This is a genomic window from Streptomyces sp. CA-142005 (assembly GCF_050942335.1).
Lineage (GTDB): Bacteria > Actinomycetota > Actinomycetes > Streptomycetales > Streptomycetaceae > Streptomyces.
Genome location: NZ_CP192078.1, coordinates 2104581 through 2128935, shown reverse-complemented (window position 1 = coordinate 2128935; position 24355 = coordinate 2104581). Strand labels below are relative to the sequence as shown.

Annotated in this window: 22 protein-coding genes; 11 read left to right on the top strand and 11 right to left on the bottom strand. The window is 73.6% G+C overall.

Annotated features, from left to right (window positions below; genetic code table 11):
• Positions 1 to 21 precede the first annotated feature (21 nt).
• The 5 genes from ACQPXS_RS10230 to ACQPXS_RS10210 all read left to right on the top strand — a co-directional run bounded on the left by ACQPXS_RS10230 (position 22) and on the right by ACQPXS_RS10210 (position 6489).
• The gene (locus ACQPXS_RS10230) at positions 22 to 912 is read left to right on the top strand and encodes a hypothetical protein (RefSeq protein WP_433448984.1); all 891 of its coding nucleotides are present in this window, start codon (positions 22 to 24) and stop codon (positions 910 to 912) included.
• The gene (locus ACQPXS_RS10225) at positions 909 to 1484 is read left to right on the top strand and encodes a SixA phosphatase family protein (protein WP_433448983.1); all 576 of its coding nucleotides are present in this window, start codon (positions 909 to 911) and stop codon (positions 1482 to 1484) included. Before ACQPXS_RS10230 ends, ACQPXS_RS10225 begins: the two co-directional genes overlap by 4 nt.
• 120 nt (positions 1485 to 1604) lie before the next feature.
• Positions 1605 to 2231, top strand: coding sequence for a YigZ family protein (locus ACQPXS_RS10220; RefSeq protein ID WP_433448982.1), 627 nt, complete (start codon positions 1605 to 1607; stop codon positions 2229 to 2231).
• 107 nt (positions 2232 to 2338) lie between these two features.
• Positions 2339 to 3502: an exonuclease SbcCD subunit D gene (locus ACQPXS_RS10215; protein WP_433448981.1), complete on the top strand. Its 1164-nt coding sequence runs from the start codon at positions 2339 to 2341 to the stop codon at positions 3500 to 3502.
• Positions 3499 to 6489, top strand: a complete 2991-nt coding sequence (locus ACQPXS_RS10210; RefSeq protein ID WP_433448980.1) for an AAA family ATPase — start codon at positions 3499 to 3501, stop codon at positions 6487 to 6489. The genes ACQPXS_RS10215 and ACQPXS_RS10210 overlap by 4 nt, the downstream gene beginning before the upstream one ends.
• Before the next feature lie 12 nt (positions 6490 to 6501).
• Here ACQPXS_RS10210 and ACQPXS_RS10205 read toward each other — a convergent pair whose 3' ends face one another.
• Positions 6502 to 6948: an Lrp/AsnC family transcriptional regulator gene (locus ACQPXS_RS10205; protein ID WP_351807929.1), complete on the bottom strand. Its 447-nt coding sequence runs from the start codon at positions 6946 to 6948 to the stop codon at positions 6502 to 6504.
• Positions 6949 to 7042: 94 nt separating this feature from the next.
• Between ACQPXS_RS10205 and ACQPXS_RS10200 the strand changes: the two genes are divergently transcribed.
• Together ACQPXS_RS10200 and ACQPXS_RS10195 are read left to right on the top strand one after the other, a co-directional pair.
• On the top strand, positions 7043 to 7519 hold the full coding sequence (locus tag ACQPXS_RS10200) for a rhodanese-like domain-containing protein (protein WP_433448979.1): 477 nt from the start codon (positions 7043 to 7045) through the stop codon (positions 7517 to 7519).
• Between the two features lie 26 nt (positions 7520 to 7545).
• Positions 7546 to 8061 (top strand): immunity 21 family protein, encoded by a 516-nt coding sequence (locus ACQPXS_RS10195; protein WP_433448978.1) that lies wholly within the window; start codon positions 7546 to 7548, stop codon positions 8059 to 8061.
• Between the two features lie 6 nt (positions 8062 to 8067).
• Here the strand turns inward: ACQPXS_RS10195 and ACQPXS_RS10190 are convergent, their stop codons facing one another.
• The 4 genes from ACQPXS_RS10190 to ACQPXS_RS10175 form a co-directional block, all read right to left on the bottom strand.
• The gene (locus ACQPXS_RS10190) at positions 8068 to 9288 is read right to left on the bottom strand and encodes a cytochrome P450 (RefSeq protein ID WP_433448977.1); all 1221 of its coding nucleotides are present in this window, start codon (positions 9286 to 9288) and stop codon (positions 8068 to 8070) included.
• A 34-nt stretch (positions 9289 to 9322) separates the two neighbouring features.
• The gene (locus tag ACQPXS_RS10185) at positions 9323 to 10714 is read right to left on the bottom strand and encodes an NAD(P)/FAD-dependent oxidoreductase (RefSeq protein WP_433448976.1); all 1392 of its coding nucleotides are present in this window, start codon (positions 10712 to 10714) and stop codon (positions 9323 to 9325) included.
• Positions 10704 to 10934, bottom strand: a complete 231-nt coding sequence (locus tag ACQPXS_RS10180) for a ferredoxin (RefSeq protein WP_351807924.1) — start codon at positions 10932 to 10934, stop codon at positions 10704 to 10706. Before ACQPXS_RS10180 ends, ACQPXS_RS10185 begins: the two co-directional genes overlap by 11 nt.
• 169 nt (positions 10935 to 11103) lie before the next feature.
• Positions 11104 to 11781, bottom strand: coding sequence for a hypothetical protein (locus ACQPXS_RS10175; protein ID WP_433448975.1), 678 nt, complete (start codon positions 11779 to 11781; stop codon positions 11104 to 11106).
• Positions 11782 to 11976: 195 nt separating this feature from the next.
• Between ACQPXS_RS10175 and ACQPXS_RS10170 the strand changes: the two genes are divergently transcribed.
• Complete coding sequence (locus ACQPXS_RS10170; RefSeq protein ID WP_433448974.1) at positions 11977 to 12819, top strand: SDR family oxidoreductase; 843 nt, start codon at positions 11977 to 11979, stop codon at positions 12817 to 12819.
• A 10-nt stretch (positions 12820 to 12829) separates the two neighbouring features.
• Here ACQPXS_RS10170 and ACQPXS_RS10165 read toward each other — a convergent pair whose 3' ends face one another.
• Positions 12830 to 14521, bottom strand: a complete 1692-nt coding sequence (locus tag ACQPXS_RS10165) for a DUF885 domain-containing protein (RefSeq protein ID WP_390683137.1) — start codon at positions 14519 to 14521, stop codon at positions 12830 to 12832.
• A gap of 52 nt (positions 14522 to 14573) precedes the next feature.
• Positions 14574 to 15059 carry an Lrp/AsnC family transcriptional regulator gene (locus ACQPXS_RS10160; RefSeq protein ID WP_433448973.1) on the bottom strand — a complete coding sequence of 162 codons (486 nt, stop codon included), beginning with the start codon at positions 15057 to 15059 and terminating at the stop codon, positions 14574 to 14576.
• Between the two features lie 60 nt (positions 15060 to 15119).
• On the opposite strand from ACQPXS_RS10160, the gene ACQPXS_RS10155 reads away from it, so the two are divergent.
• Positions 15120 to 16358 carry a trans-sulfuration enzyme family protein gene (locus ACQPXS_RS10155; protein WP_433448972.1) on the top strand — a complete coding sequence of 413 codons (1239 nt, stop codon included), beginning with the start codon at positions 15120 to 15122 and terminating at the stop codon, positions 16356 to 16358.
• A 158-nt stretch (positions 16359 to 16516) separates the two neighbouring features.
• Here ACQPXS_RS10155 and ACQPXS_RS10150 read toward each other — a convergent pair whose 3' ends face one another.
• The 4 genes from ACQPXS_RS10150 to ACQPXS_RS10135 all read right to left on the bottom strand — a co-directional run bounded on the left by ACQPXS_RS10150 (position 16517) and on the right by ACQPXS_RS10135 (position 22211).
• Complete coding sequence (locus tag ACQPXS_RS10150) at positions 16517 to 17965, bottom strand: GNAT family N-acetyltransferase (protein WP_433448971.1); 1449 nt, start codon at positions 17963 to 17965, stop codon at positions 16517 to 16519.
• Positions 17966 to 18269: 304 nt separating this feature from the next.
• Positions 18270 to 19853: an alkaline phosphatase D family protein gene (locus ACQPXS_RS10145; RefSeq protein WP_433448970.1), complete on the bottom strand. Its 1584-nt coding sequence runs from the start codon at positions 19851 to 19853 to the stop codon at positions 18270 to 18272.
• Positions 19854 to 20622: 769 nt separating this feature from the next.
• Positions 20623 to 21453 carry an alpha/beta fold hydrolase gene (locus ACQPXS_RS10140; protein WP_433448969.1) on the bottom strand — a complete coding sequence of 277 codons (831 nt, stop codon included), beginning with the start codon at positions 21451 to 21453 and terminating at the stop codon, positions 20623 to 20625.
• A gap of 104 nt (positions 21454 to 21557) precedes the next feature.
• Positions 21558 to 22211: an NADPH-dependent F420 reductase gene (locus tag ACQPXS_RS10135; protein ID WP_351807915.1), complete on the bottom strand. Its 654-nt coding sequence runs from the start codon at positions 22209 to 22211 to the stop codon at positions 21558 to 21560.
• Between the two features lie 120 nt (positions 22212 to 22331).
• Between ACQPXS_RS10135 and ACQPXS_RS10130 the strand changes: the two genes are divergently transcribed.
• Positions 22332 to 23216, top strand: a complete 885-nt coding sequence (locus tag ACQPXS_RS10130; RefSeq protein ID WP_433448968.1) for an RNA polymerase sigma-70 factor — start codon at positions 22332 to 22334, stop codon at positions 23214 to 23216.
• Positions 23217 to 23469: 253 nt separating this feature from the next.
• A complete protein-coding gene (locus tag ACQPXS_RS10125) occupies positions 23470 to 24231 on the top strand; it encodes a GntR family transcriptional regulator (protein WP_351807913.1) in 762 nt (253 codons plus the stop codon).
• The last annotated feature ends 124 nt before the right edge of the window (positions 24232 to 24355 follow it).

Below are 24355 nucleotides of genomic sequence, written 5' to 3'. Positions count from 1 at the left end.
CATGTCCGGAATGGACACCAGATGCCTGCGTACGACCGTTCAGCCGCCTACGCTCAGCCCGTGCTGCGCATCCTCGACGCCCGAACCGGTGAGCCCGTCCCCGCCGCGCCCGCCCGCCGCGGCCTGACCCGCGTCGAGGCCCGCGCCTGTGGCGCCGACCCGACGGCCCTGCGCGTGCTGCTCACCGCCGACCTCCTGGTCCGCGCCCTGGAACTGGGCGGCACACCGGTCTGGGCGACCCTCGCCGCACCCCACGACCCCGCCGGCCTCCGCACCGCCGCGACCACCCTGTCCATCCGTCCCTTCGAGGACGCCCACGACGTCACACCGGGCCTGGGCGAGCGGCAGACGCTCCACGTGACGTCCGAAACCCCGGACGCCTCCGGTGGGGGGCCGGTGGTGTGGGTCGCGCCGGTGGAGTGGACGGGGGAGGTGACGGGCGGACAGGGAGCGGATTCTGCAGGCCATGCCCCCGAGTCCACTCTGAGCCCCGCCTCCGAGTCCGCTCCCGACCGCGCCCCCGAGCCCACCGCCCGGCCCCCTGCCCACCCCGCGCTCCTGGTCCTCCTCTCCGACCCCGCTGCCCTGCGGCTCGCTCTGCTCTCCGTCCCGCGTGGCGAGCCCGTGCGGCTGGACTCCGGCGTGCTGGAGGAGGCCGCCGGGCGGCTGGCCCGGTGGCGGCGGGCCGTGTCCGGATGGGCGCGGCAGCCCTCGCGGCCCGTGCCCGACGAGGTGCGGGCCCGGCTGCGTTCCGCGTGGGAGGACGACCTCGACCTCCCCGGAGTGCTGCAGGTGCTGCGGGACGTGGAGAGCGCACCCGAGCTGCCCGACGGAGCCCGCTTCGAGACCTACGTCTACGCCGACCGCCTGCTGGCCCTCGACCTCGCCCGCGACCTCGGGAGCCGGGCGTGACCGGGCGGGCGGGTACGGGCCCGCTGCGCCGGCTGGTGGTCCTGCGGCACGCCAAGTCCGCCTGGCCCGAGGGCGTCGAGGACCACCGCAGACCGCTCGCGCCGCGCGGCCTGCGCGACGCCCCGGCCGCCGGACGCGCCCTCGCCGAGGCCGACTGCCTGCCCGACCTCGCCCTGTGCTCCCCGGCGGTGCGCGCCCGCCGCACCTGGGAGCTGGCCTCCGCCGAGTGGGGCACCCCGCCGCCGGTGCGGTACGACCGGCGGTTGTACGCGGCCGGCGTGCCGGAGCTGCTGGAGGTGGTCCGCGAGGCGCCGCCCGAGGTCGAGACGCTGCTGGTGGTGGGGCACAACCCCGGTCTTGAGGAGCTGGTCCTGGAGCTGGCGCGGGACGGTCTCGAGGACACACTGGAGCGCGCGCGGACGAAGTTCCCGACGTCCGCGATCGCGGTCCTGTCCTGGTACGGCAACGGCTGGCCCGCCCTCGGGCCCGGAGTGGCCCTCCTGACCTCGCTGATCGTGGCCCGCGGAAAGAAGAGCGGAAAGAAGAACGGGAAGCCCGGGAAGAAGAAGTAGGCCCACGCGCGCGTGCCCGAGCCATGACGACCGGTACGCGCGCGTGCCCGGCTGCTCGTGGTCCCACCACCGGTATGCGCCCGTCGCCGCCCACTCCGCGTCACCACATAGGCTTGCGGGATGCAGGACGAGTACCGCACAGTCGCCCGCGCGGGCGTGCACGAGACCGAGATCAACCGCTCCCGCTTCCTGTGCGCCCTCGCCCCGGCCGCCACCGAGCAGGAGGCGCAGGACTTCATCGCCTCCGTGCGCAAGGAGCACGCCGACGCCACCCACAACTGCTGGGCGTACGTCATCGGCGCCGACGCCTCCGTGCAGAAGGCCAGCGACGACGGCGAGCCGGGCGGCACCGCCGGCGTCCCCATGCTGCAGATGCTGCTGCGCCGTGAGATGCGCTACGTCGTCGCGGTCGTCACCCGCTACTACGGAGGAGTCAAGCTCGGCGCCGGCGGACTCATCCGCGCCTACGGCGGCGCGGTCGGCGAGGGCCTCGACACCCTCGGAACGATCACCCGGCGCCGCTTCCGGCTGGCCACGGTGACCGTCGACCACCAGCGCGCCGGGAAGGTCCAGAACGACCTGCGCGCCACCGGCCGTGAGGTGCGGGACGTCCGCTACGCGGAGGCGGTCACCATCGAGATCGGCCTGCCGGACGCGGACGTGGACGCCTTCCGCGCCTGGCTCGCCGACGTGACGGCGGGCACGGCGGGGTTCGAACTGGGTGGTGAGGCCTACGGAGATGCCTGACACACCGTTCTAATTCGGGCAAACAATGCCAAAGTTGACCGGTTGTGCCGGGTCGATACGGGAGTAACCGCCCGTGATGTCAGACCCGGCCGTTAGTCTCGGGGATCATGAGACTCCTGCACACGTCCGACTGGCATCTCGGCCGGGCCTTCCACCGGGTGAACATGCTCGGGGCCCAGGCCGAGTTCATCGGTCACCTCGTCACCACCGTGCGCGAGCGCGAGGTGGACGCGGTGGTCGTGTCGGGCGATGTGTACGACCGCGCGGTGCCGCCGCTCGCCGCCGTCGAGCTGTTCGACGACGCCCTGCACCGCCTCGCGGACCTCGGCGTGCCCACGGTGATGATCTCCGGCAACCACGACTCGGCCCGTCGACTCGGCGTCGGCGCCGGGCTCATCGGCCGCGCGGGCATCCACCTGCGTACCCAGCCATCGGCCGCCGGCACCCCCGTCGTGCTGACCGACGCGCACGGGGACGTCGCGTTCTACGGGCTGCCGTACCTCGAACCCGCCCTGGTGAAGGACGAGTTCGCGGTGGACAAGGCCGGTCACGAGGCCGTGCTCGGCGCCGCCATGGACCGCGTCCGCGCCGACCTCGCCACGCGCGCGCCCGGCACCCGCTCGGTCGTCCTCGCCCACGCCTTCGTCACCGGCGGCCAGGCCAGCGACAGCGAGCGGGACATCACCGTGGGCGGGGTCGCCGCCGTACCGGCCGGGGTCTTCGACGGCGTCGACTACGTGGCGCTCGGCCATCTGCACGGCTGCCAGACCATCACCGAGCGCGTGCGCTACTCGGGCTCCCCGCTCGCGTACTCCTTCTCGGAAACCGACCACCGCAAGAGCATGTGGCTGGTGGACCTCGGCGGCGACGGCTCCGTCCGCGCCGAGCGCGTGGACTGCCCGGTGCCGCGCCCGCTGGCCCGCGTCAAGGGCGCGTTGGACGACCTCCTCGCCGATCCCGCGCTGGCCCGCCACGAGGACGCCTGGGTCGAGGCCACCGTCACCGACGCGGTCCGCCCCGCCGACCCCATGGCCCGGCTCACCGAGCGCTTCCCGCACATCCTCAGCCTCGTCTTCGCCCCGGAGCGCGCCCCGGACGACCCCCAGGTGTCGTACGCCCGGCGCCTCGCGGGCCGCAGCGACCAGCAGGTCGCCGAGGACTTCGTCGCCCATGTGCGCGGCGCGGGGCCCGACGAGCGGGAGGCGGCCGTGCTGCGCGAGGCCTTCGACGCCGTGCGCGCCGACGCCGCCGTGCGGGAGGTGGCCCGGTGAGGCTGCACCGGCTCGACGTCACCGCCTTCGGGCCCTTCGGCGGCTCCCAGAGCGTCGACTTCGACGCCCTGTCCGCCGCCGGGCTCTTCCTGCTGCACGGCCCCACCGGCGCCGGCAAGACCTCCGTCCTGGACGCCGTCTGCTACGCCCTGTACGGCTCCGTCCCCGGCGCCCGGCAGAGCGGCCAGGGCATGCACCTGCGCAGCGACCACGCCGAGCCGCGCACCCGCACCGAGGTTCGCCTCGACCTCACCGTCGCCGGCCGCCGCCTGGAGATCACCCGGCAGCCGCCCTGGGAGCGGCCCAAACTGCGCGGCACCGGCACCACCGTCGACAAGGCCCAGACCTGGCTGCGCGAGTACGACAGCGCGGCCGGCGCCTGGAAGGACCGCAGCCGCTCCCACCAGGAGATCGGCGAGGAGATCGCCCAGCTGCTCGGCATGAGCCGCGAGCAGTTCTGCCAGGTCGTGCTGCTGCCCCAGGGCGACTTCGCCCGCTTCCTGCGCGCCGACGCCGAGGCCCGCGGCCGGCTGCTGGGCCGTCTCTTCGACACCCAGCGCTTCGCCGACGTCGAAAAGCGCCTCGCCGAGCGTCGCCGCGCCACCGAGGCACGCGTGCGTGAGGGCGACGCGGCGCTGCTCGCCGACGCCCACCGCATGCAGCAGGAGGCCGGCGACGCCATGGAGCTGCCCGAGCTGGCCCCCGGCGATCCCGGCCTGGCCGACGCCGTGCTCGGCGCCGCCGCCGTCGCCCGCGCCACCGCCCGGGAACGCCTCACCGTCGCCCACTGCCGGCTCGCCGCCGCCGAGTCCGCCCACGCCGCGACCCGGCGCGCCCTGGACGAGGTACGCGAACTCGCCCGGCTGCAGAGCCGGTTCGCCGAGGCCCGGCAGCGCGCCGAGCGGCTCCAGGAGCGGGCCGGCGCCCACCACGAGGCCCAGCGGCGCATGGAGCGCTCCCGCAAGGCGGAGGCGGTCGCGCCCGCGCTGGAGCTGCGCGAGGCCGCCGAGGAGGAGCACCGCAGGGCGGCCGCGGCCGAGGCACGCACGCGTGGCATGCTCCCCGACTCCTACGCCGACGCGGGCGCCGCCGGACTGGCGGCCGCCGCCCGCCGGACCGCCGAGGAACTGGGCGGGCTGGAGGCGGCCCGCCGCGCCGAGCAGCGGCTCGCCGAACTGGCAGAGGAGCGGTCCGGACTCGACCGCCAGGAGCGCGCCGACGAGGACGTGCTCCGCGACGCCGAGGCCTGGCTCGCGGAGTGGGACGCCACCCGCGCGGCGCTGCAGTCCCGCGTCGACTCCGCACAGGAGGCCGCCACCCGGGCCGAACAGCTCGCCGTCCAGCGGGAGCCGATGCGCGGGCGCCTCGACGCGGCCCGCACCCGGGACCAGCTGGCCGCGGACCTCCAGGACGCCCAGCGCCGGGCGCTCACCTCCGAGCAGCGCGCCCTCGACGCCCGCGCCCACTGGCTGGACCTCAAGGAACAGCGCCTGAACGGCATCGCCGCCGAACTGGCCGCCCACCTCACCGACGGCGAGCCCTGCGCCGTCTGCGGAGCGACCGAACACCCGGCGCCGGCCCGCAAGGTCGCCGGACACGTCGACCGCGAGACCGAGGACCGGGCCCTCGCCGCCTACCAGCGCGCCGAGGAGCAGCAGACGGAGGACCAGCGGCGGCTCGGCGTCGTCCGCGAGGCCCTGGCCGCCGCCACCGCCGAGGCCGGCGACACGCCCACCGCCCAACTCGAAGAGGCGGCCGCTGAGTTGGAGCACGAGTACGCCCGCGCCCGCCGTGACGCCTCCGCGCTGCACGCCGCGCACGAGGAGCTGCGGCGCGCCGAGCACGAGCGCGAGCAGCGCCTCGCCGACCGCCAGCAGGCGGCCGTACGGGCCGCCTCCCGGCTCACCCGGCGCGAGACCCTGGAGCGTGAACAGGCCCAGCTGGAAACCGAGTTGACCAAGGCGCGCGGCGCCTCCGGCAGCGTGGCCGCACGCGCCGCACAGCTGGAGCGGCAGGCGGTGCTGCTCACCGACGCCGCCGACGCCGTACGCGCCGCCGAGGATGCCGCGCAGCGCCTGAAGGACGCCGACGCCCGCCTCGCCGACGCCGCCTACCGGGCCGGTTTCGACACCCCGCAGGACGCGGCCGCCGCCCTCCTCGACGCCGCCGCCCACCGCGAGCTGCAGCACCGCCTCGACGCCTGGCAGGCCGAGGAGGCCGCCGTACGCGCGGTGCTGGCCGAGGCCGACACCGCGGCCGCCGCCCAGCGCCCGCCCGCCGACCCGGCCACGGCCGAGCACGCGGCCGCCACGGCCGAACACCGGCTGCGTGAGGCGGCGTCCGCGCGCGACGCGGCGGCCCGCTGCTGCGCCGAACTGGACCGCCTTTCCGCGCGCGCCGGCCAGGCCGTACGCCGGCTCGCCCCGCTCCGCGAGGAGTACGACCGGGTCGCCCGCCTCGCCGCCCTCACCGCGGGCACCTCCGCCGACAACGAACGCAAGATGCGCCTGGAGTCGTACGTGCTCGCGGCCCGTCTGGAGCAGGTCGCCGCCGCCGCGACCGCGCGGCTGCAGCGCATGTCCTCGGGCCGCTACACCCTCGTGCACTCCGACGACCGCACCGGCCGCGGCCGCAGCGGGCTCGGGCTCCATGTGGTCGACGCCTGGACCGGACGCGAACGCGACACCGCCACCCTGTCCGGCGGCGAGACCTTCTTCGCCTCCCTCGCCCTCGCCCTCGGCCTCGCGGACGTCGTCACCGACGAGGCCGGCGGCATCCGCCTCGACACCCTCTTCATCGACGAGGGCTTCGGCAGCCTCGACGACCAGACCCTCGACGAGGTCCTCGACGTCCTCGACTCACTCCGGGAGCGGGACCGCAGCGTCGGCATCGTCAGCCACGTCCCCGACCTGCGCCGCCGGATCCACGCCCAGCTGGAGGTCGTCAAGGGCAGAGCGGGCTCGGCGCTGCGGCAGCGGGGAGTCTGACCGGGTACCGGGTCAGCGGCCCAGCGCGCGCCGGGGCAGAGGGGAGGAGTACACCACGCTGGTGGTCACCGAGCCCAGCGCGCCGATCTTCCCGGAGATCTCCTCCAGGTGCGCCATGGACCGGGCGGCGACCTTGATGACGAAGCAGTCGTCGCCCGTCACATGGTGCGCCTCCAGCATCTCGGGCGTCGCGGCCACCAGGTCGTGGAACGGCTTGTAGTTGCCGTTCGGATAGCGCAGCCGTACGAACGCCAGGATCGGCAGCCCGAGCCGCTCGGGGTCCACGACCGCCGCGTACCCCTGGATCACACCCGCCTCCTCCAGCCGCCGGACCCGTTCGGTGACGGCGCTCGGCGACATGGAGACGGCCCGCGCCAGCTCGGCGTAGCTGGCCCGTCCCTCCCGCTGGAGGACCTCGAGAATGCGCCAGTCGGTGGCGTCCGGGGAATACACGGTCATCCCGGATGGATAGCAGGGGAATCCCGGCCCGAGCAACGGCAAGGCCGTGGATTCTCCCTTCAGGCAGCACATTCGCGGTCGTAGATTTACCGCCATGATCACAAAGTCTTCCGTGAACCCCGTCCTGCGCGTCGCCCCCGCCGCCCCCGCCGAGGCCGCGGCCTACTTCCGGGCGAGCCTGGCCTTCCACGCCGACGTCTCCGACGTGGCCGCGGCGCTCGCGGCCGGCGGCGACCCCGGCTTCGTCGTCGTGGACTCCCGCTCGACCGAGTCCTGGGACCAGGGCCACATCCCCGGCGCCGTCCACCTGCCCACCGCGCTCATCCCCGAGCAGGCCGAGCAGCTCCTGGACAAGTCCGTGCCGGTGGTGACGTACTGCTGGGGACCGGGCTGCAACGGCGCCACCCGTGCCGCCCTCGCCCTCGCCGAACTCGGCTACCAGGTCAAGGAGATGCTCGGCGGCTTCGAGTACTGGGCGCGCGAGGGCTTCGCCTACGAGACCTGGCAGGGGCCCGCACAGCGCGCCGCCGATCCTCTGACCGCGCCCGTCGAAGGCGAGTGCGGCTGCTGATCGTCGCCCGTGTAGGTTCTCTGCCCATGGCTCGATACGCGGATCCAGGCGCGCTGGAGTGGGTGGAATCGGGCGGCGGCCCGCTGATTGCCGTCCCGGAGACGGTGCTGCCGTTCTGGACGGGCGCCGACAGCGAGGAACTCGACACGGACTACGACCGGGCGTGCGAGGTCGACGGCTACGTCGGCCTGCTGCCCGTCGGCGACAGCGCGGCCCTGGTGTTCGGCGACGAACCCGCCGCCACCTCGTACCTGCCGGACCACGCCACCTTCGTACGGTGGTCCGCCGCGAACTCCGAGGCGGAACTCCTCGCCGGTGTCCCCGCCGCCCTGGACGCGGCGGTGTGGGAGAGCGAGGTGCACTGGCGGGTGCCCGGCCCGGTGCTGCTGTTCGACTCGGCTTGGCCGGGGCAGGCGGCCGGCCGCAACGAGCACCTCCGGGTGCCGCTGGAGGCGGGCACGTACGCGGTGCGGGCCGCGTACGTGCAGCCGGGGCCGGAGACCTGGGTCGGGCTGGTACGGCTCAGCCGGCTCGCGCACTGACCGGGGTCAACGCAGGCCGTCGAAAGCGATGTCGAGGTGCCGGGGGCCGCGCAGCACCGCGTTCTGCCGGTACGGCGGGGGGTCCTCGACCAGACGGGGATTCTCCAGCCGCCGGGCCAGTTCGGACAGGGCGATCTGGGCCTCCAGCCGGGCCAGCGGCGCGCCGAAGCAGCTGTGGATCCCGCTGCCGAACCCCAGATGCTGGATGTCCTGACGGTCCGGGTCGAAGCGGTCGGGGTCCTTGAACCGCTCCGGGTCGCGGTTGCCCGCGGCCAGGACGAGCCAGATGCGTGAGCCCTTGGGAATGGTCACCCCGTGCACCTCGATGTCGGTGATGCAGGTGCGCTGCGGCAGGAGCTGCACCGGCGGCTCGTAGCGCAGCAGTTCCTCCACGATCCTGACCGACAGGCCGGGGTCGTCGCGCAGCCGCTCCAGGACCTCCGGGTGACGCAGCAGCGTGAGCATGCCGTTGGTGATGAGGTTGACGGTGGTCTCGTGACCGGCGATGAGCAGCAGCACCGCCGTGCTGAGCACTTCCATCGTCGTCATGGCGCCGACCGGACCCTTGCTGTCCACCAGGTCGGACAGCATGTCGTCGCGAGGCTCCTTGGCACGCTGCTCCACCAGCCCGTTGAGGTACATGCCGAGCTGCAGCCGTGCCTCCTGCGCGGTCCGCTCGGAGTCGGCGCTGGTGCGCGAGTCGGGGTCCAGGCCGGCGACGATCGGGTCCACCCAGGCACGGAAGCGGGGCTCGTCCTCGCGGGGCACGCCGAGCAGCCGGCAGATCACGGTCACCGGGAAGGGGTAGGCGAACTGGTCGACCAGGTCGACCTGCCGCGCGTCCCCGAAGCCGTCGATCAGCCCGGTGACGATCTCCCCCAGATCGCCCCGCAGGTTCTCGATCCGCCGCGGCCGGTGCGGTGGCCCGAAGGAGCTGTTGGCGATCCGCCGCAACCGGTCGTGCTCCGGCGGATCGAGCCGGATGAAGCTCGGGGGCAGCCCCGTGGCCTCCTGCCCGGACAGCTCGTCGTCGCCGCCGGCGGTCACGTTGACGGCGTCGGAGCTGATCCGCGGGTCGTGGAGCAGGGCCTCGATGTCGTAGTACGTGCTGATGACGTAGGGGCCGTCCTCCTCGTGGAGCACCGGCGTCCTGCGGAGTTCCTCGTAGATCGGGTACGGGTTGGCGCGGTTCGCGAAGTCGGTGATCTGGCGCAACATCGACGGCATGACAGGTCCTTGAAGCGTCGGAGCCGGGCGGCGGTCAGTGGCGGGCGGGATGGAAGAGCAGCTGCTGGTCGGAGGGCGAGTAGCCGCTGAGGGTCACCATGGGGCCGTGCGTCGGCAGGGACGGGTCGGGGAAGTCGGCGTCCACCGGCTGCCGGCCCTCGGGACGCCGGTCCACCGTCGGGAACTCCACGGGGAAGGGCGCGCCCCGCTCGATCTGCCGCTGGTAGAACTCCAGCCACCGCGTGTTGTCGAAGCTCACCGCGGCGACGATGCGGCCCTGATGGCCGTAGACACCGACGAACCTGCGCTCCGCCAGCGAACCCTGCGTGATCATGAGCTGCTCGCCCATGGGCGGCACGCCGACCGACTTGATGTTCACCCCGAACATCGAGGACCAGAAGGCGGGCATCCACAGGTGCGGGCGCCGGTCGGCGCCGTGGCAGATCATGTTGTGCGCCGCCGTCTCCGCCTGCGCCACGGCGTTGCCCCAGTGCTCCAACGACAGGAACTGGTAGCCGAACAGGGCGTGCGGGGACCGCGCCACGTCGCCCGCGACGAAGACGTCGTCGGTGACGATGCCCCGGAAGTCGAAGGCCCGGCACCCCGCGTCACAGGCGATGCCCCGGGGCCCCGCGCCGAGCCCCGACCCGGACAGCCAGTCGGTGTTACGCACCGACCCCAGCGACACGAGCACGACATCCGCCTCGACGCTGGTCTCGTCGGACAGATGGACTGCCCGCACCCGGCCGGCCGAGTCGCCCTCCAGCCCCGTCACCGTGACCCGCGTGCGCAGATCGACGCCGTTCTCGGTCTGCAGGTCGGCGGCGACCGCGCCGATCACTCCGCCGAGCGCGCCCACCAGCGGCGCACCCGCCCGCTCCGCCACGGTGACGGACAGGCCCATCTCCCGGCAGGCCGAGGCGACCTCCGAACCGGCGAAACCCGCGCCGATGACGAAGACCCGGCGCGGCCCTGCCTTCAGCCGCTGGTACAGATCGGCCGCGTCGTCCCGCGTCCGCAGCAGGCAGACGCCGTCCAGCCTGGCCTCCTCCTCCTTCGGCCAGGGCCGGGCGCGGACGCCGGTCGCGATGAGCAGCCGGTCGTACTCCACCTCGTCGCCGTCGGCCAGCCGGACCCGCTTGGCCGCCAGGTCCAGGCCGGTCGCCGGGACACCGAGCCGCCACTTGGCGTCGATCTCCCGGCGGTGCGGCAGCTCGGTGCGGTGCGGGGACGCCCGGCCCAGCAGGACGGACTTGGACAGCGGCGGCCGGTCGTACGGTTCGTACGGCTCGTCACCGATCAGGGTCAGCTCACCGGTGAAGCCCTCGGCGCGCAGCGTCTCGGCGGCCCGCAGACCCGCCAGCGAGGCGCCGACGACGACGATCCGGCCCTCGCGCCGTAGCCACTCGACGTAGTCAGCGGCCATCGGACGCCTCCTGGCCGTCTGCCATGTCGTCCAGCCCGTCCGCGGTGATCGCCTGCACCGGGCAGGCGGCGACGGCACGGGCCAGCCGTTCCCGCTGTTCCTCGGGGGCGTGCGGGTTGTAGATCAGCGCCTCTTCGCCGTGCAGGGCGAAGACGTCGGGCGCGAGGAACGCGCACTGCGCGTATCCCTGACATTTGTTGAGATCGACGACGAGCCGCATCGACGCTCAGCCCTTCCGGTGGCCAGGTCCGGCGAGCGCCGGCCGCTTCGCGCGGCATTCCCGGACGGCGGTCATGTCCCCTTGTCAGCATGAGTCCGGTGCGGCGAGATCGCCCGTCGGGGAACCCGTCCGGGGCGGCGGCCAGGCCGTGGCGCACCTCTCCGATCCGTCACGCACGGGGCGCGGGAGGCACCCGGGGGCGACCGCTCGCCAGCAGGATGTGGACGCTGAGCACCAGCGACCAGCCCGGGAAGACCAGCTCCGACCAGGGCACGTTGCTCGAGACGAAGAGCAGGGTCAGGGCGGTGAGGAAGCCCAGGGCGGTGAGCCTGCGGGGCAGCACCCCGAGACGGTGGCCGATCACCGACACGACCGACACGAAGACGGCCGCCATCCGCATCGCGTACCCCGTCATCATCGTGTACGCGAAGTGGCGGCCGAAGTCCCACGACGCGGGCGCGGGCGTGGTGCCGGCCGGGTGCGCGACCGAGAGCACGGCACCGGCCGCCGCTGCGGCGCCGAACAAGGTGGCCGTGAAGACCAGGCCGCTGCCCAGGAGCACGGTGGCCAGAAACCTGTCCTCGACCGCACCGACATGCGCCCGGATCGTGCCCATGAACCACAGGAAGAAGATGCCGGCGAACGGCACGAGCGCGAGGGCCGTCTGCAGTGCGCCGCGCCGCGAGGAGTCGGTGAACCCCTGGGCGGTGACCGCGTCGGCTCCCTCGGGCATCCCCAGCCGGACCAGGACGATCGTCGCCGCCAGCAACAGCGCGAACACGACTCCGGCCAGCCCGGCGGCCCGTGGCGTCTGCAGCGCCTGCTGCGCCGACCCCTTCTGCTGCATGCCGGCCCGCCTCCTCCGCCTCGCCTCCGGCACCAGCTAGCCCCCCACCCGGCCGCCCACGCCACCGGGGACGGCCGGACGGCCGATCGACGTGCGGTACGACGGGAAGACGCCGGGGACCTACGCCGCCTACTGGCAGCACCCGCCACGAATTCGCTCGCGCCCCGCTGCCCGGGCCCCCTAGGGTGATCCGTCATGCCTGCGAACAAGCTCCCCGCCCCGGAAGAGCTGCGCCGCGACCCGTTGCCCCTGCGCGGCCGTACCGCCCTTGTCACCGGGGCGAGTCGGCGGGCCGGGATCGGGCATGCCGTGGCCCGGCGGCTGGCGGCGTACGGAGCGAGTGTGTATCTGCATCATCATGTGCCGCACGACGCCGCGATGCCGTGGGGCGCCGACAGCCCCGAGGCCGTCGTCGCCTCCGTGCGTGCCGTGCTCGGCGACCCCGCGGCCCGCGTGGTCCGCGGACCCGGCGACCTCGCCGACCCGGCGGAACCGGCCCGGCTGATCGACACGGTCGTCGGTGAGTTCGGCCGGCTGGACATCCTCGTCGCCAACCACGCCCTCAGCGGCTCGGACGGCACCCTCGACGAGATCGACGCCGCGATGCTCGACGCGCACTGGGCGGTGGACACCCGCTCGGTGCTGCTGCTCGTCCAGGCCTACGCCCGCTCGCGCGCCCGGCTGCCCGAGAGCACTCCCGGCGGGCGGGTGGTGCTGATGACCTCCGGGCAGGACCTCGGCGGCGGCATGCCCGGCGAGATCGCCTACGCCCTCCAGAAGGGCGCCCTCGCCTCGATCACCCGCTCCCTGGCGGGCACGCTGGCCGGGCACGGCATCACGGTGAACGCCGTCAACCCGGGCCCCGTGGACACCGGTTACGCCACCGGCGAGGCCCATGCCGCCGTGGCCGCCCGCTTCCCCGGCGGCCGCTGGGGCCTCCCCGACGACCCGGCGCGCCTCATCGCGTGGCTGGCCACCGACGAGGCCGGCTGGATCACCGGGGAGGTCATCAACTCGGAAGGCGGCTTCCGGCGCTGACGCCAAGCGGTCAGAGCCGGGCCAGCTCGTCCACCAGGTCGTCCAGGCCCAGCGAACCCTGCGACAGCGCCGCCATGTGCCAGGCCTTCAGGTCGAACGCGTCGCCGTGCCGCTCGCGCGCCTTCTCCCGGCCCAGCAGCCACGCCCGCTCACCGAGCTTGTAGCCGATCGCCTGGCCCGGAATCGTCAGATACCGGGTCAGCTCGCTCTCCACGAAGTCCGCCGGCCGGCTGCTGTGCGCACCGAAGAACTCCTGTGCCAGCTCCGGCGTCCACCGCTCACCGGGGTGGAACGGCGAGTCGGCGGGGATCTCCAGCTCCAGGTGCATGCCGATGTCCACGATCACCCGGGCCGCCCGCATCATCTGCGCGTCCAGGTAGCCGAGCCGCTCCTCGGGATTGGTGAGGTAGCCCAGCTCGTCCATCAGCCGCTCCGCGTACAGCGCCCAGCCCTCGGCGTTGGCGCTGACCCCGCCGATCGTGGCCTGGTAGCGGGAGAGGTTCTCCGCCACGTGCGCCCACTGCGCGAGCTGGAGGTGATGCCCGGGCACGCCCTCGTGGTACCAGGTCGAGACCAGGTCGTAGACCGGGAAGCGGGTCTGTCCCATGGTGGGCAGCCAGGTGCGGCCGGGGCGGGAGAAGTCCTCCGACGGCGGCGTGTAGTAGGGGGCGGCGGCGCCGCCCGGCGGGGCGATGCGCGACTCCACCTTCCGCACTCGCTCGGCGAGTTCGAAGTGCGTGCCGTCCAGGTCCTCGATGGCCTTGTCCATCAGGCCCTGCAGCCACTCCCGCACCTCCTCCACACCCTCGATGTGCCGGCCGTGCTCGTCGAGGTGTGCCAGCGCCACCCAGGGGGTCTCGGCGCCGGGCAGGATCTTCTCGGCCTCCTGCTTCATCTCGCCGAGGATCCGGTGGAACTCCGCCCAGCCGTACGCGTACGCCTCGTCCAGGTCCAGATCGGTGCCGTTGAAGTAGCGGGACCAGCGTGCGTACCGCTCGCGGCCCACCGTGTTCGGGGCTCCCTCGATCCCCGGCGCGTACACGTCCCGCAGCCAGTCCCGCAGCTCCACCAGGGCCGCGGTGGCCGCGCGGGCCGCCTCGTCCAGCTCCGCACGCAGCGCCTGAGGACCGGCGGCGGCGAAGTCCTCGTACCAGCCACGGCCCTTGCCGTCCGTGTCCGTCCACTCGGTGAGCTGGCCGATGTACGTCGCCGTCGGCCGCGGCGCCGCGAACAGCTTGCGGTCCAGGCCGAGTTGCAGCGACTCACGGTAGCCGGCGAGCGCGCCCGGCACCGCGCGCAGCCGCTCGGCGATCGCAGCCCAGTCCTCGTCCGTCTGCGCCGGCGTGACGGTGAAGATGTCCCGCACCGAGTGGCCCGGCGTGGCCATGTTGCCGACCGCGCGCAGGTGCTCGTCCGCCTCGTGCACGGCGAGTTCGGCGGTCAGCCGCTCCCGCAGCAGCCGCCCGCAGCGCCGCTCCGCGTCACTGTCCGCCCCCGGCTGCCGCTCGGCCTCGTCCAGCTTCGCGAGCGTGGTCCGCGCCAGCTGCGCGAGGGCCGCCTGGCCCGCGGGCGAGTAGTCGGGCAGCCGGCTCGAACTCTCCTTCACACCGAGGTAGGTACCGGTGACCGGGTCGAGGGCGATGAGGTCGTCCACGTACGCGTCTGCCACCTGGCGGGGCAGCGGGCTCTTGGTCTCAGACATGGGCCCATCCTCGTACGAGAAGGATCACCGCGTCACCCACGTACGGGGGGATTCAGCTCTGGGCGTGGCCGGGCGGCAGCAGCGGCCCGCAGTCCCACTGCTGGAAGATCAACCGGGTCTCCACCCGGGCCACCTCGCGCCGGGCGGTGAACTCGTCGAGCACCAGCCGCTGCAGATCGGCCATGTCCGCGACGGCCACATGCACCAGATAGTCGTCCGGCCCGGTCAGGTGGAACACGGTCAGGGTCTCCGGCAGTGCCCGGATCCGCTCCACGAACGGCCCGACGAGCTCGCGCCGGTGGGGCCGCACCTGCACCGACAGCAGCGCCTGGAGCCCGCGCCCCAGCTTGGCCGGATCCAGTCGCAGCTGGTGGCCGAGGATCACGCCGGAGCGGCGCAGCCGGGTCACCCGGTCCAGACAGGTCGACGGCGCCACGCCCACCTGCGCGGCCAGATCGCGGTAGGTGGTCCGGGCGTCGTTCTGCAGCAGCCGCAGCAGATGAAGGTCCACCGGATCCAGTGCGACAGATTCGGCCATGGGCCGAACGTAGCACGGTGTTCGCCTCCGGAGAACCGCTCGCTGTTCACCCTTCCGCGCATGGACGCAACGAGCACCGGTGCCTACGACGGCGTACGCACCGCATCGAGAGCCCTGGCCACGGAAGCCGTGCACGCCGGTCGCGACGATCTGGCCCGCCAGGGCCTGCACGCCCCGCCGATCGATCTGTCGACCACCTACCCCTCGTACGACAGTCGCGGTGAGGCCGCCCGTATCGACGCCTTCGCCACCGACGGCGCCGACCCGGCCGGGCCGCCCGTCTACGGCCGGCTCGGCAACCCGACCGTCGCCCGCTTCGAGACCGCCCTGGCCCGCCTGGAGGGCACCGAGTCCGCGGTCGCCTTCGCCAGCGGGATGGCGGCGCTCAGTGCGGTCCTCCTCGCCCTCCCCCACTCTCGGCTTCGCTCGAGCGGGGGGACCCCCATCGCCATGGGCCTGCGCCATGTCGTCGCGGTACGGCCCCTGTACGGCTGCAGCGACCATCTGCTGACCGCCGGGCTGCTCGGCACCGAGGTCACCTGGACCGACCCGGCCGGCATCGGCGACGCGCTGCGCCCGGACACCGGCCTGGTGATGGTGGAGTCGCCGGCCAACCCGACCCTTGCCGAGCTCGACCTGCGGGCCGTCGCGCACGCCTGCGGCTCGGTCCCGCTGCTCGCCGACAACACCTTTGCCACGCCCGTGCTGCAGCGCCCGGCCGAGCACGGCGCCCGTCTGGTGCTGCACAGCGCCACCAAGTACCTCGGCGGCCACGGCGATGTGCTCGCCGGTGTGGTCGCCTGCGACGAGGAGTTCGCTGGCCGGCTGCGGCAGATACGGTTCGCCACCGGTGGGGTGCTGCATCCGCTGGCGGGCTATCTGCTGCTGAGGGGACTGTCCACGCTTCCGGTGCGGGTGCGGGCCGCCTCCGCGAACGCCGCCGAACTGGCCGGCCGGCTCGCCGCCGACCCGCGCGTGGCCCGCGTCCACTATCCGCGCATCGGCGGCGCGATGATCGCCTTCGAAGTGCACGGCGATCCGCACGAGGTCATCTCCCGGGTCCGGCTCGTCACCCCGGCGGTGAGCCTCGGCAGCGTCGACACGCTCATCCAGCACCCCGCCTCCATCAGCCACCGCATCGTCGACGCCGACGACCGGCGCGGCGCGGGGGTGAGCGACCGCCTGCTGCGGTTGTCGGTGGGGCTGGAGGACGTCGACGACCTGTGGGCGGACCTCGACCAGGCGCTGGGCGAACCCGCCACCCGCACCCCGGTGCCGCTGCGGGAAGTGGTGCGCTGAGTGGCGGCGGCCCGGTGGTGAGTGCGGGTGAGCGGGGGCCGCCCGAAACCGCCGTGGTGGCTGGGCGCCCTTACGGCGGGTTCATGGCGCGGCCGTCTTGCCAAGGGCGCCCGGGGACCGACCGCCGGCCCCCGGGCGCGTGGAAGCGTGGTCGCGGGTCAGTCGCGGTGGGCCGGAGCGCCGAGGTGGCGCAGGGCGGTGTCGTACGGGCGCGGGGCGGGGGTCGGTGCGGCGTCCAGGCGGGCGGTGATGACGAGCGTGCCCTCCTCGATCTGGTAGTCCAGCGGCAGGCCGAGGCGGCGCATCGCGGCGACCATGCCGGTGTTGGACGCCTGGGTCACGGCGTACACGCTCTCGCAGCCGGCCTCCACGGCCATCGCCACCAGCCGGCCGAGCAGTTCACCACCGATGCCGCGCTGCTGCCATTCGTCCTCGATCAGCAGCGCGACCTCGGTCTCGTCGCCGTCCCACAGCAGGTGGCCGAGTCCGACGATGCGGCCTGAGGTGGTCTGCGCGGCAAGCGTCCGGCCGAAACGGGGGCTGAGCAGATGGTTCAGATAGCGGTCCGCGTCGCCGACCGGGCCGTGGTAGCGCATGCCGAGGGTGCGCGGCGAGCACCGCTCGTGCATCGCCTTCGCCGCGGCCAGGTCTCCGGTGTCCGCCCGGCGGACGGTGATGTCGTTGCCCTCGGGCAGGGTCAGTACGTCCTTGCCGCGCGGGATCCGCGGACCGAGCCGGTTGTCGAGGTCCACCAGCGCCCGGGCCCGGGCGAACTCGGTGGGCGTGAACGGCAGGTACGGCCGCTCCACGGTGAGCACCCCGCCCTCCGGCGCCGGCAGTCGCATCACGGTGTCCTCCAGCACGCCCTCGACCGGCACCGGCTCGGGCCCGTGGCCGCCGCCGGCCGGTGTCCCGGGCAGCGAGCGGATCGTGCACCGGCCCAGCAACTGCCGTAGCGCCAGCGGCAGTTCGGCGGCGTCCAGCGCGGTGCGCGCGGCCAGCCCGAGCACGCGGGTGGGGGCGTCGACCAGGTCGTGCGCGTCGGCCCGCTCGATCCAGGTGGACTCCCCGCCGGCCTGCGAGACCGCCCGGGTGATCTCGGTCGCCTGGAGCACGCCCGGCGCCCGCAGCAGGAACTCGTCCACCGTGCCGTCGGCGAGCGGGTGCGTCTGGAGGCTCAGGATGTCGACGCGCCGCTCGGCCAGTGCCGTGCACAGCGCCGCCAGCGAACCGGGCTCGTCCTTCACGGTGGTCCGCATCCGCCACAGGGCACCGGTGTCGGTCACGTCGTCCGTGTCGTCGCCCGGCTGCCCGCAAAGCCCGGCCGACCGCCTCTCGGCGGTCGGCCGGGCGCCGGTATCACCGGCCGGCGGTGCATGTCCGTGGCGCCGTGCCCACCAGGTGTGGAAACCGGCCGTCCCGGCCAGCACGAGCGCCGAGATCACCAGTAGGGCGGGACCGTCGGGGCCGTGCCCGATCAGGTTCGCCACTCCGTCGGCCACGGCGACGGCCGTGAACAGTGCGGCGAGCTCGACGACGTCCCGTCGCCAGTGGTGCACGGGACGTCCGTGCTTCGCTCGGGTCACATCAGACATTTCTGCAGTCATGCAGCCACTGTGAAGGAACGGTGTTGCGTGATCACGAACTGATTGTGACCGATGGGTAAAGCATGCTCCGTCCGTTTTGTTGCATTTTCTAGGGCTGCCTGGCCCCGCACGGCCCGACCCCAGATCGTGGCGTTGTCGTCATCGAGTGCTCGCGTCATACGAAAACGGTAGAGGCGGCCACTGACAATCGGCCCGACCAGCGAGAAGGGCCGTGGAACGCAGGAGTTGACCGTGCCGCGCGCCGTGGGATGACGCCGGTGCGCGGCACGGATGAAGGGTACGGGACCGGCCGGCCCGCCCGCGTCTACTGGCCGACGCGGCCCGGCTGGAGCTTCTGCGTGAACAGCACGGTGCCGTCGTACTCGCGCAGCCGTACCGTCAGCTCACCGCTGTCGCCGTCGATGTCGACCTCGCCGAAGAACTGGTAGCCCTGGGCCGGAGACACATTGGACGCGGTGGGCGCCTTGACGAACACCCGGTCGGGACCGAACGTGCCGTCCAGTGCGCTGGCCGGGAAGGCGCCCGCGTTGAGCGGGCCGGAGACGAACTCCCAGAACGGCTCGAAGTCCTTGAACGCGGCCCGCGAGGGGTCGTAGTGCTGGGCGGAGGTGTGGTGCACATCGGCGGTCAGCCACACCGTGCCGGTGATCCGCCGGTGCTTGATGAAGCGCAGCAGCTCGGCGATCTGCAGCTCGCGGCCGAGCGGAGCGCCCGGGTCGCCCTGTGCGACGGCCTCGAAGTTCGGCTTGCCCTCGACCGGGTCGGGCACGACCAGCCCGAGCGGCATGTCGTTGGCGATCACCTTCCACACCGCGCGGGACCTGGCGAGCTCCCGCTTGAGCCACTCCAGCTGCTCACGGCCGAGGATGCCCACCGGGTCCGTGGTCTGGTTGTCGGGGGAGTTCGCGTTGCGGTAGGTGCGCATGTCGAGCACGAACACGTCGAGCAGCGGACCGTGGTGGACGACCCGGTAGATCCGGCCGTCCGGGCGCTCGCTGAGGGTCGAGATCGGGAAGTACTCGGAGAACGCCTGCCGGGAGCGCAGCGCCAGGTCGTCGAGCCGGGTGCCGGCCGGGTAGGGGGTGCCGGTGCCGATGACCTCGCCCGGGTACCAGTTGTTGCGGACCTCGTGGTCGTCCCACTGGATGATGTTGGGCACCTGGGCGTTGAACCGGCGCAGTGCCGAGTCCAGCAGGTTGTAGCGGAAGTTGCCCCGGTAGTCGTCCAGGGTGGTCGCGACGTGCGACTTCTCCTCGGTGGTGACGTTGCGGTAGACGCTGCCGTCGGGGAGGGTGGCGGTCGCCGCGATCGGGCCGTCGGCGTAGATGTTGTCGCCGCTGCACAGGAAGAAGTCGGGGTCGACCTTCGCCATCGCGTCGAAGATGCGGTAGCCGCCGATGGACTCGTTGATGCCCCAGCCCTGTCCGGCCAGGTCGCCGGACCACACGAACCGCACGCCCTGGCGGCGCCGGGCGGGCGCGGTACGGAAGGTGCCGGTCACCGGCTCGCTCGTGCGGCGCGGGTCGTCCGGGTCGGCGAGCAGCACGCGGTAGTGGATCTGCTCGCCCGACGGCAGGCCGTGCAGCCGGGTGGTGCCGGTGAAGTCCGTGCCGGAGCCCAGCAGCGGACCCTGCCATCTGCGCGGGTTGCGGAACGACTCGGTGGCCGAGGTCTCCACGATCATCCGGGCGGGCCGGTCCGAACGCACCCACACCAGGCCGGAGTCGGTGGTCACATCGCCGGCCTGTACGCCCCAGCTCGCCTGGGGGCGCCCGGAGCGGGCGAACGCCGGGGCCGCGCCGAGGCCGACGGGCAGGGTGAGGGCCGCCGACGCGACCAGGGAGCCGCGCAGAACGCTGCGGCGGCCGGGGAACGGACGGTCTGACATGGCTGTGCCTCCAGGAGCGGGATCCGGCCAGTGTGCAGAGCCACACCTACTGGGACGCTGCGGCGCGCGCGGAAACCCGAAGTGAACAACGGGCCTTGGGAAGGCGCCGCCGACCGGGGCCGCCGTGGTCGTGCATGGTTTGTCGTGCGGCGGTGCGGTCCCGAGCGCCGCCACCCGAATCCGCGCCTACGCGTACGTACTCGCGCGTACTGGCGTGCCGAGGCCGACGCGGGCCGGAGCCTGGCGGCTCGCCTGACCGGCCGGGCGGTGGTTTCCTGCCCACGCGCGCGTGCGGCGCGATGCCCACGGCCGGGGCAGGACGGTCCCGAGCGCCGCCACCCGAATCCGCGCCTACGCGCCTCTACGCGCACGTACTCGCGCGTACTGGCGTGCCGAGGCCGACGCGGGCCGGAGCCTGGCGGCTCGCCTGACCGGCCGGGCGGTGGTTTCCTGCCCACGCGCGCGTGCGGCGCGATGCCCACGGCCGGGGCAGGTCGCTTCGGGAAGGGCCCGCACCCGGCGGCCGGGCCGGGCCCTTCGGCGGGGCGCGAGCGGCTTCGGGCCCGGCGTTTGCGGTGAAGCGGCACGCCCGGCAACCGGCCCGGCGCCGTCACCGGGGCGCGTCGGTGGCCGGGCGCGACCCCTTCAGCGAGCCGGTACCGAGGGCCGGCTCCGCGCTACGCGCGAGGGCGACTTCGGCGCTCGGCCCGTCCATCGCGGCGAGCCCGACCCGGCCGGCCCGCCGCCCGTGCCGCCGACGTCGGCCCGTTCAGTGGCTGCCGTCCAGAATGACCCGCGCGACCAGCGCCGGATCGTCGTTCATCGGGCAGTGGCCGCAGCCGGGCAGCCGTACCAGGCGGGCGTGCGGGATCAGTTGCTTGGCGCGCACGCCCTGCCGGCGGACGAGGAGCCGGTCCCTGCTGCCCCAGGCCACCGTGACCGGCAGACCCGGCAGGGCGTCGGTGAACCGGACGGTGGTGCCCGCCCGCAGCGTCGCCTCGAACCCGGTGGCCCCCACCAGCGCGAGCGTCTCGGCGACCACGGCCTCCGGAGCGCGGCGCGCGGGTCGCGCGTAGATGGTGCTCGTCAGCGCGGTACGGCCGGCCGCGGTGCGCGACAGCCGCTCCACCAGCGGCAGCGGAAGCCGCTGGGCGATGCCCCGCATGGCGAGCAGCACCGTGAAGGCGTACCGGCGCTCGGCCTCCGTCCAGAACCCGGCCGGGGAGAGGGCCGTGACGGACCGTACGAGCTTCTCCCGGCCGAGCTCCAGGGCGAGCAGGCCGCCCAGCGAGTTGCCCGCGATGTGCGGCCGGTCCAGCTCCAGCGCCTCGAACAGGGAGCCGAGCACGGAGTTGGTGGTGGGCAGGTCGTAGGCGAGGCCGTCCGGCAGGCCGGGGGAGGCTCCGAAGCCCGGCAGGTCGACGGTGATCACGTCGCGCTCGGTGGCCAGGATGTCCACGACCGGGTCCCAGGCCTGCCGGTGATGGCCGATCCCGTGCAGCAGGACCAGCGGTTCGCCGCGTCCCACGCGCGCGTAGGACACGGTCACGTCCTTCGGGCCGTGCGGGGTGGGGACCTTGAAGGAGACGGTGGCGGACATGGGGGTGCTCCTCGGCTGGATGCTGACGACGCCGTAGACAGTTTGTCAGCAATTACTACCGGCCGGTAGCCCCCGGTGGCCGTACGTGCCCGCCCCTGCGGTGGTCAGTCCGCCCGGCGCACCTCGATGTTGAAGTCCGCCGTCCCCAACTGCCGCATCATGGCGAGCCACAGCGGCAGGTACATCTCCGTCGCCCGCGCCGCCTGGATCCCGCCCAGGTCCAGCACCCGCTCGGCCGGCCATCCGAACTCCCCGAGCAGCGCCGTCACCTGCTCCTTGGCCCCGGCGTCCTCACCGCAGACGAACAGGTGGTGCGCACCGGGCACCCGGCCCGGATCCACCATCACCTGACAGTTGACCGTGTTCAGCGTCTTCACCACGCGCGCGTGCGGAAAGGCCCGCTGGATCTGTTCGCCCACGCTGTCCGACTCCACCGGGTCCAGCCGCGGTTGGCCGTCCTCGAAGGCCAGCGGATTGCACACGTCCACCACCACCTTGCCGTCGAGGTGCTCCGCGCCGGCCGCCCGCAGGGCGTCGAGCGCCACCCGGCCGCCCACCGCGTTGATGACCACCTCGGCCGAGGCGGCCGCCTCCGCGAACGTGCTCGCGCGGGCCCGCTCCGCCGAGGCCGTGGCCCACTCCAGCGCCACCGGGTTGTCCTTGACGCGCGATCCCAGGGTCACCTCGTGCCCCAGCTCGAGCAGTCTGCCTCCCAGCGTGCGGCCCACCTCGCCCGTGCCCAGCACCGCGTATCGCATCGGCCACCTCCCGTTGCGGCCGCCGGCTTCCGGCGGTCCGCGGTCATTGTGGGCCGGACCGGCGTCGGACGGGCCCATTCCGGGTGGACAGCCGCGGCGCGTGTCGGCTGGGATGGAGCGGTGACCACCGAGACCGAGATCGACGTCTTCGAAGAGCACCGCCCCCTCCTCATGGGTGTCGCCTATCGCATGCTCGGCCGCGTGGCCGACGCCGAGGACGTCGTCCAGGACGCCTGGCTGCGCTGGTCCCACGCCGACCGGGCGGAGGTCCGCGCACCGCGCGCCTACCTGGTGCGCATCACCACCCGACTGGCCATCGACCGGCTGCGCCAGGTGCGGACACGCGGCGAGGTGTACGTCGGGCCGTGGCTGCCGGAGCCGTACCTCACCGAGTTCGGTGACGCCGCCCCGGACGCGGCGGAACGCGCCGTGCTCGCCGACAGTGTTTCCCTCGCCCTGCTGGTCGTCCTGGAGTCGCTGTCGCCACTGGAGCGGGCCGTCTTCGTGCTCCGGGAGGCGTTCGGCTACCCGTACGCCGAGATCGCCGGCCTGCTCGACCGCGGCGAGGCGGCGGTACGGCAACTGGCCGGGCGGGCGCGTCGGCACGTCGACGAGCGGCGGCCGCGCTACGAGGTCGACCCCGCCCAGCGACGCGAGCTGACCGAGCGATTCCTCGCCGCCGCGGCCGACGGTGACCTGGACGGGCTCATGTCCCTGCTCGCCCCGGACGTCCGCCTGGTCGGCGACAGCGGCGGCAAGGCCAAGGCGCCCCTGCGGGTCCTGCACACCGCCGACAAGGTCGGCCGGTTCCTCGTCGCCGTCGCTCAGCAGTCCGCGCCGGCCCTGTCCTACCGCTTCGTGGAGGCCAACGGCGGCCCGGCGTTGCTGGTCCTGCTCGACGGCAAGCCCGAGAGCCTGGTCCAGGTGGACGTCGCCGACGGCCGCGTCGCGACCGTGTACATCGTTCGCAACCCGGACAAGCTGGGGCACCTCGCCGACCGCTGAACCCCCACCCCGCCACCGCACGCGCGCCGCGAGCCCCCGTCCTGTGACGGGGGCTTTGCCGCGATGTCACACACACCGGCGCCCGCGAACGCCTCATGAACGCTCCGCGGCGGGTCGGCCGTGCGTGGCCCAGAGATCGAGGATTGGTCTTGACCAAGGGTGAAGGCCGCCCTATGGTCGCAGAGAAGTGCAACAACCTTTAATAAACAAGGGCGCTAAAAACCGCCGGACCACGGCTCTTGCGGAGGACAGGGTGGGGACCACGCAGCTGGAATCGGTGCCGGAACCGAAGTACTGGCATCTCAAGACCGTGCTCAGCGAGGCACTGGACTCCGAGTTCTCGGTCGGCGAGATCCTGCCCAACGAACGCGACCTCGCCGCCCGCTTCGGCGTGGCCCGCGCCACGCTCCGGCAGGCCCTCGAACAGCTCGAGCTGGAAGGCCGGCTGCAGCGCCGCCGCGGTGTCGGTACGACCGTCGCGCCCCCGCGTGTCGGCGTGGCCGTCGGCACCGAGCAGCACGTCTGGCCGGGCGCCGCCGCAGACGCCTGGCAGCCCGTCGACTGTGACCAGGCGGTGCCGCCCGCCGCCGTCGCCGCGGCCCTGGAGACCGGCGCGGACGAGCCCGTGCACACCGTGCGGCGCTCCCGGATGTCCCACGGCCAGCGGGTCGCCACCGAACTCCTCTACGTCCCGGCGGCCTCGGTCCCCGACCTTACCGCGATCGACGCCCCGTCCGGCCCGGCACGCGCGCGTGCGGTGCTGCGCGAGCTCCAGCACCTGACGCTCGAGGGGCAGGACCGCGCCGTCGAACTGGGCTCGGCCCGCGCCGACGACGCCAAGGACCTCGACCGGCTCCCCGGCTCCCCGGTCCTCGTCGTCACCACCCGCTTCTTCGCCGCGGGCCGCACCGCCGCCCTGTCCGTCGCCACCTACCGTGCCGACACCTGCCGGCTGACCTTCGGCGACTCCCCGGACGTGGAAATACACCACGACCCGGAACGCCAGGCCTCCTGACCTCCCGGGCCCAAGGGGCGCGGGGAACTGCGCGACCAGTCACGGCGCTGCCGCAGGGGCGAGACGACCGCTCCCGGCACCACGTGCGCAGCTTCCCGCGTCTCCGGTAGCCCCGCGACGCCGG

What these genes read in the sequence shown, in the direction of transcription:
- ACQPXS_RS10230 (WP_433448984.1), top strand. Translation starts at nt 22, where the DNA reads ATGCCTGCGTACGACCGTTCAGCCGCCTACGCTCAGCCCGTGCTGCGC.
- ACQPXS_RS10220 (WP_433448982.1), top strand. Translation starts at nt 1,605, where the DNA reads ATGCAGGACGAGTACCGCACAGTCGCCCGCGCGGGCGTGCACGAGACC.
- ACQPXS_RS10215 (WP_433448981.1), top strand. Translation starts at nt 2,339, where the DNA reads ATGAGACTCCTGCACACGTCCGACTGGCATCTCGGCCGGGCCTTCCAC.
- ACQPXS_RS10205 (WP_351807929.1), bottom strand. Translation starts at nt 6,948, where the DNA reads ATGACCGTGTATTCCCCGGACGCCACCGACTGGCGCATTCTCGAGGTC.
- ACQPXS_RS10200 (WP_433448979.1), top strand. Translation starts at nt 7,043, where the DNA reads ATGATCACAAAGTCTTCCGTGAACCCCGTCCTGCGCGTCGCCCCCGCC.
- ACQPXS_RS10195 (WP_433448978.1), top strand. Translation starts at nt 7,546, where the DNA reads ATGGCTCGATACGCGGATCCAGGCGCGCTGGAGTGGGTGGAATCGGGC.
- ACQPXS_RS10190 (WP_433448977.1), bottom strand. Translation starts at nt 9,288, where the DNA reads ATGCCGTCGATGTTGCGCCAGATCACCGACTTCGCGAACCGCGCCAAC.
- ACQPXS_RS10185 (WP_433448976.1), bottom strand. Translation starts at nt 10,714, where the DNA reads ATGGCCGCTGACTACGTCGAGTGGCTACGGCGCGAGGGCCGGATCGTC.
- ACQPXS_RS10180 (WP_351807924.1), bottom strand. Translation starts at nt 10,934, where the DNA reads ATGCGGCTCGTCGTCGATCTCAACAAATGTCAGGGATACGCGCAGTGC.
- ACQPXS_RS10175 (WP_433448975.1), bottom strand. Translation starts at nt 11,781, where the DNA reads ATGCAGCAGAAGGGGTCGGCGCAGCAGGCGCTGCAGACGCCACGGGCC.
- ACQPXS_RS10170 (WP_433448974.1), top strand. Translation starts at nt 11,977, where the DNA reads ATGCCTGCGAACAAGCTCCCCGCCCCGGAAGAGCTGCGCCGCGACCCG.
- ACQPXS_RS10165 (WP_390683137.1), bottom strand. Translation starts at nt 14,521, where the DNA reads ATGTCTGAGACCAAGAGCCCGCTGCCCCGCCAGGTGGCAGACGCGTAC.
- ACQPXS_RS10160 (WP_433448973.1), bottom strand. Translation starts at nt 15,059, where the DNA reads ATGGCCGAATCTGTCGCACTGGATCCGGTGGACCTTCATCTGCTGCGG.
- ACQPXS_RS10155 (WP_433448972.1), top strand. Translation starts at nt 15,120, where the DNA reads ATGGACGCAACGAGCACCGGTGCCTACGACGGCGTACGCACCGCATCG.
- ACQPXS_RS10150 (WP_433448971.1), bottom strand. Translation starts at nt 17,965, where the DNA reads ATGACTGCAGAAATGTCTGATGTGACCCGAGCGAAGCACGGACGTCCC.
- ACQPXS_RS10145 (WP_433448970.1), bottom strand. Translation starts at nt 19,853, where the DNA reads ATGTCAGACCGTCCGTTCCCCGGCCGCCGCAGCGTTCTGCGCGGCTCC.
- ACQPXS_RS10140 (WP_433448969.1), bottom strand. Translation starts at nt 21,453, where the DNA reads ATGTCCGCCACCGTCTCCTTCAAGGTCCCCACCCCGCACGGCCCGAAG.
- ACQPXS_RS10135 (WP_351807915.1), bottom strand. Translation starts at nt 22,211, where the DNA reads ATGCGATACGCGGTGCTGGGCACGGGCGAGGTGGGCCGCACGCTGGGA.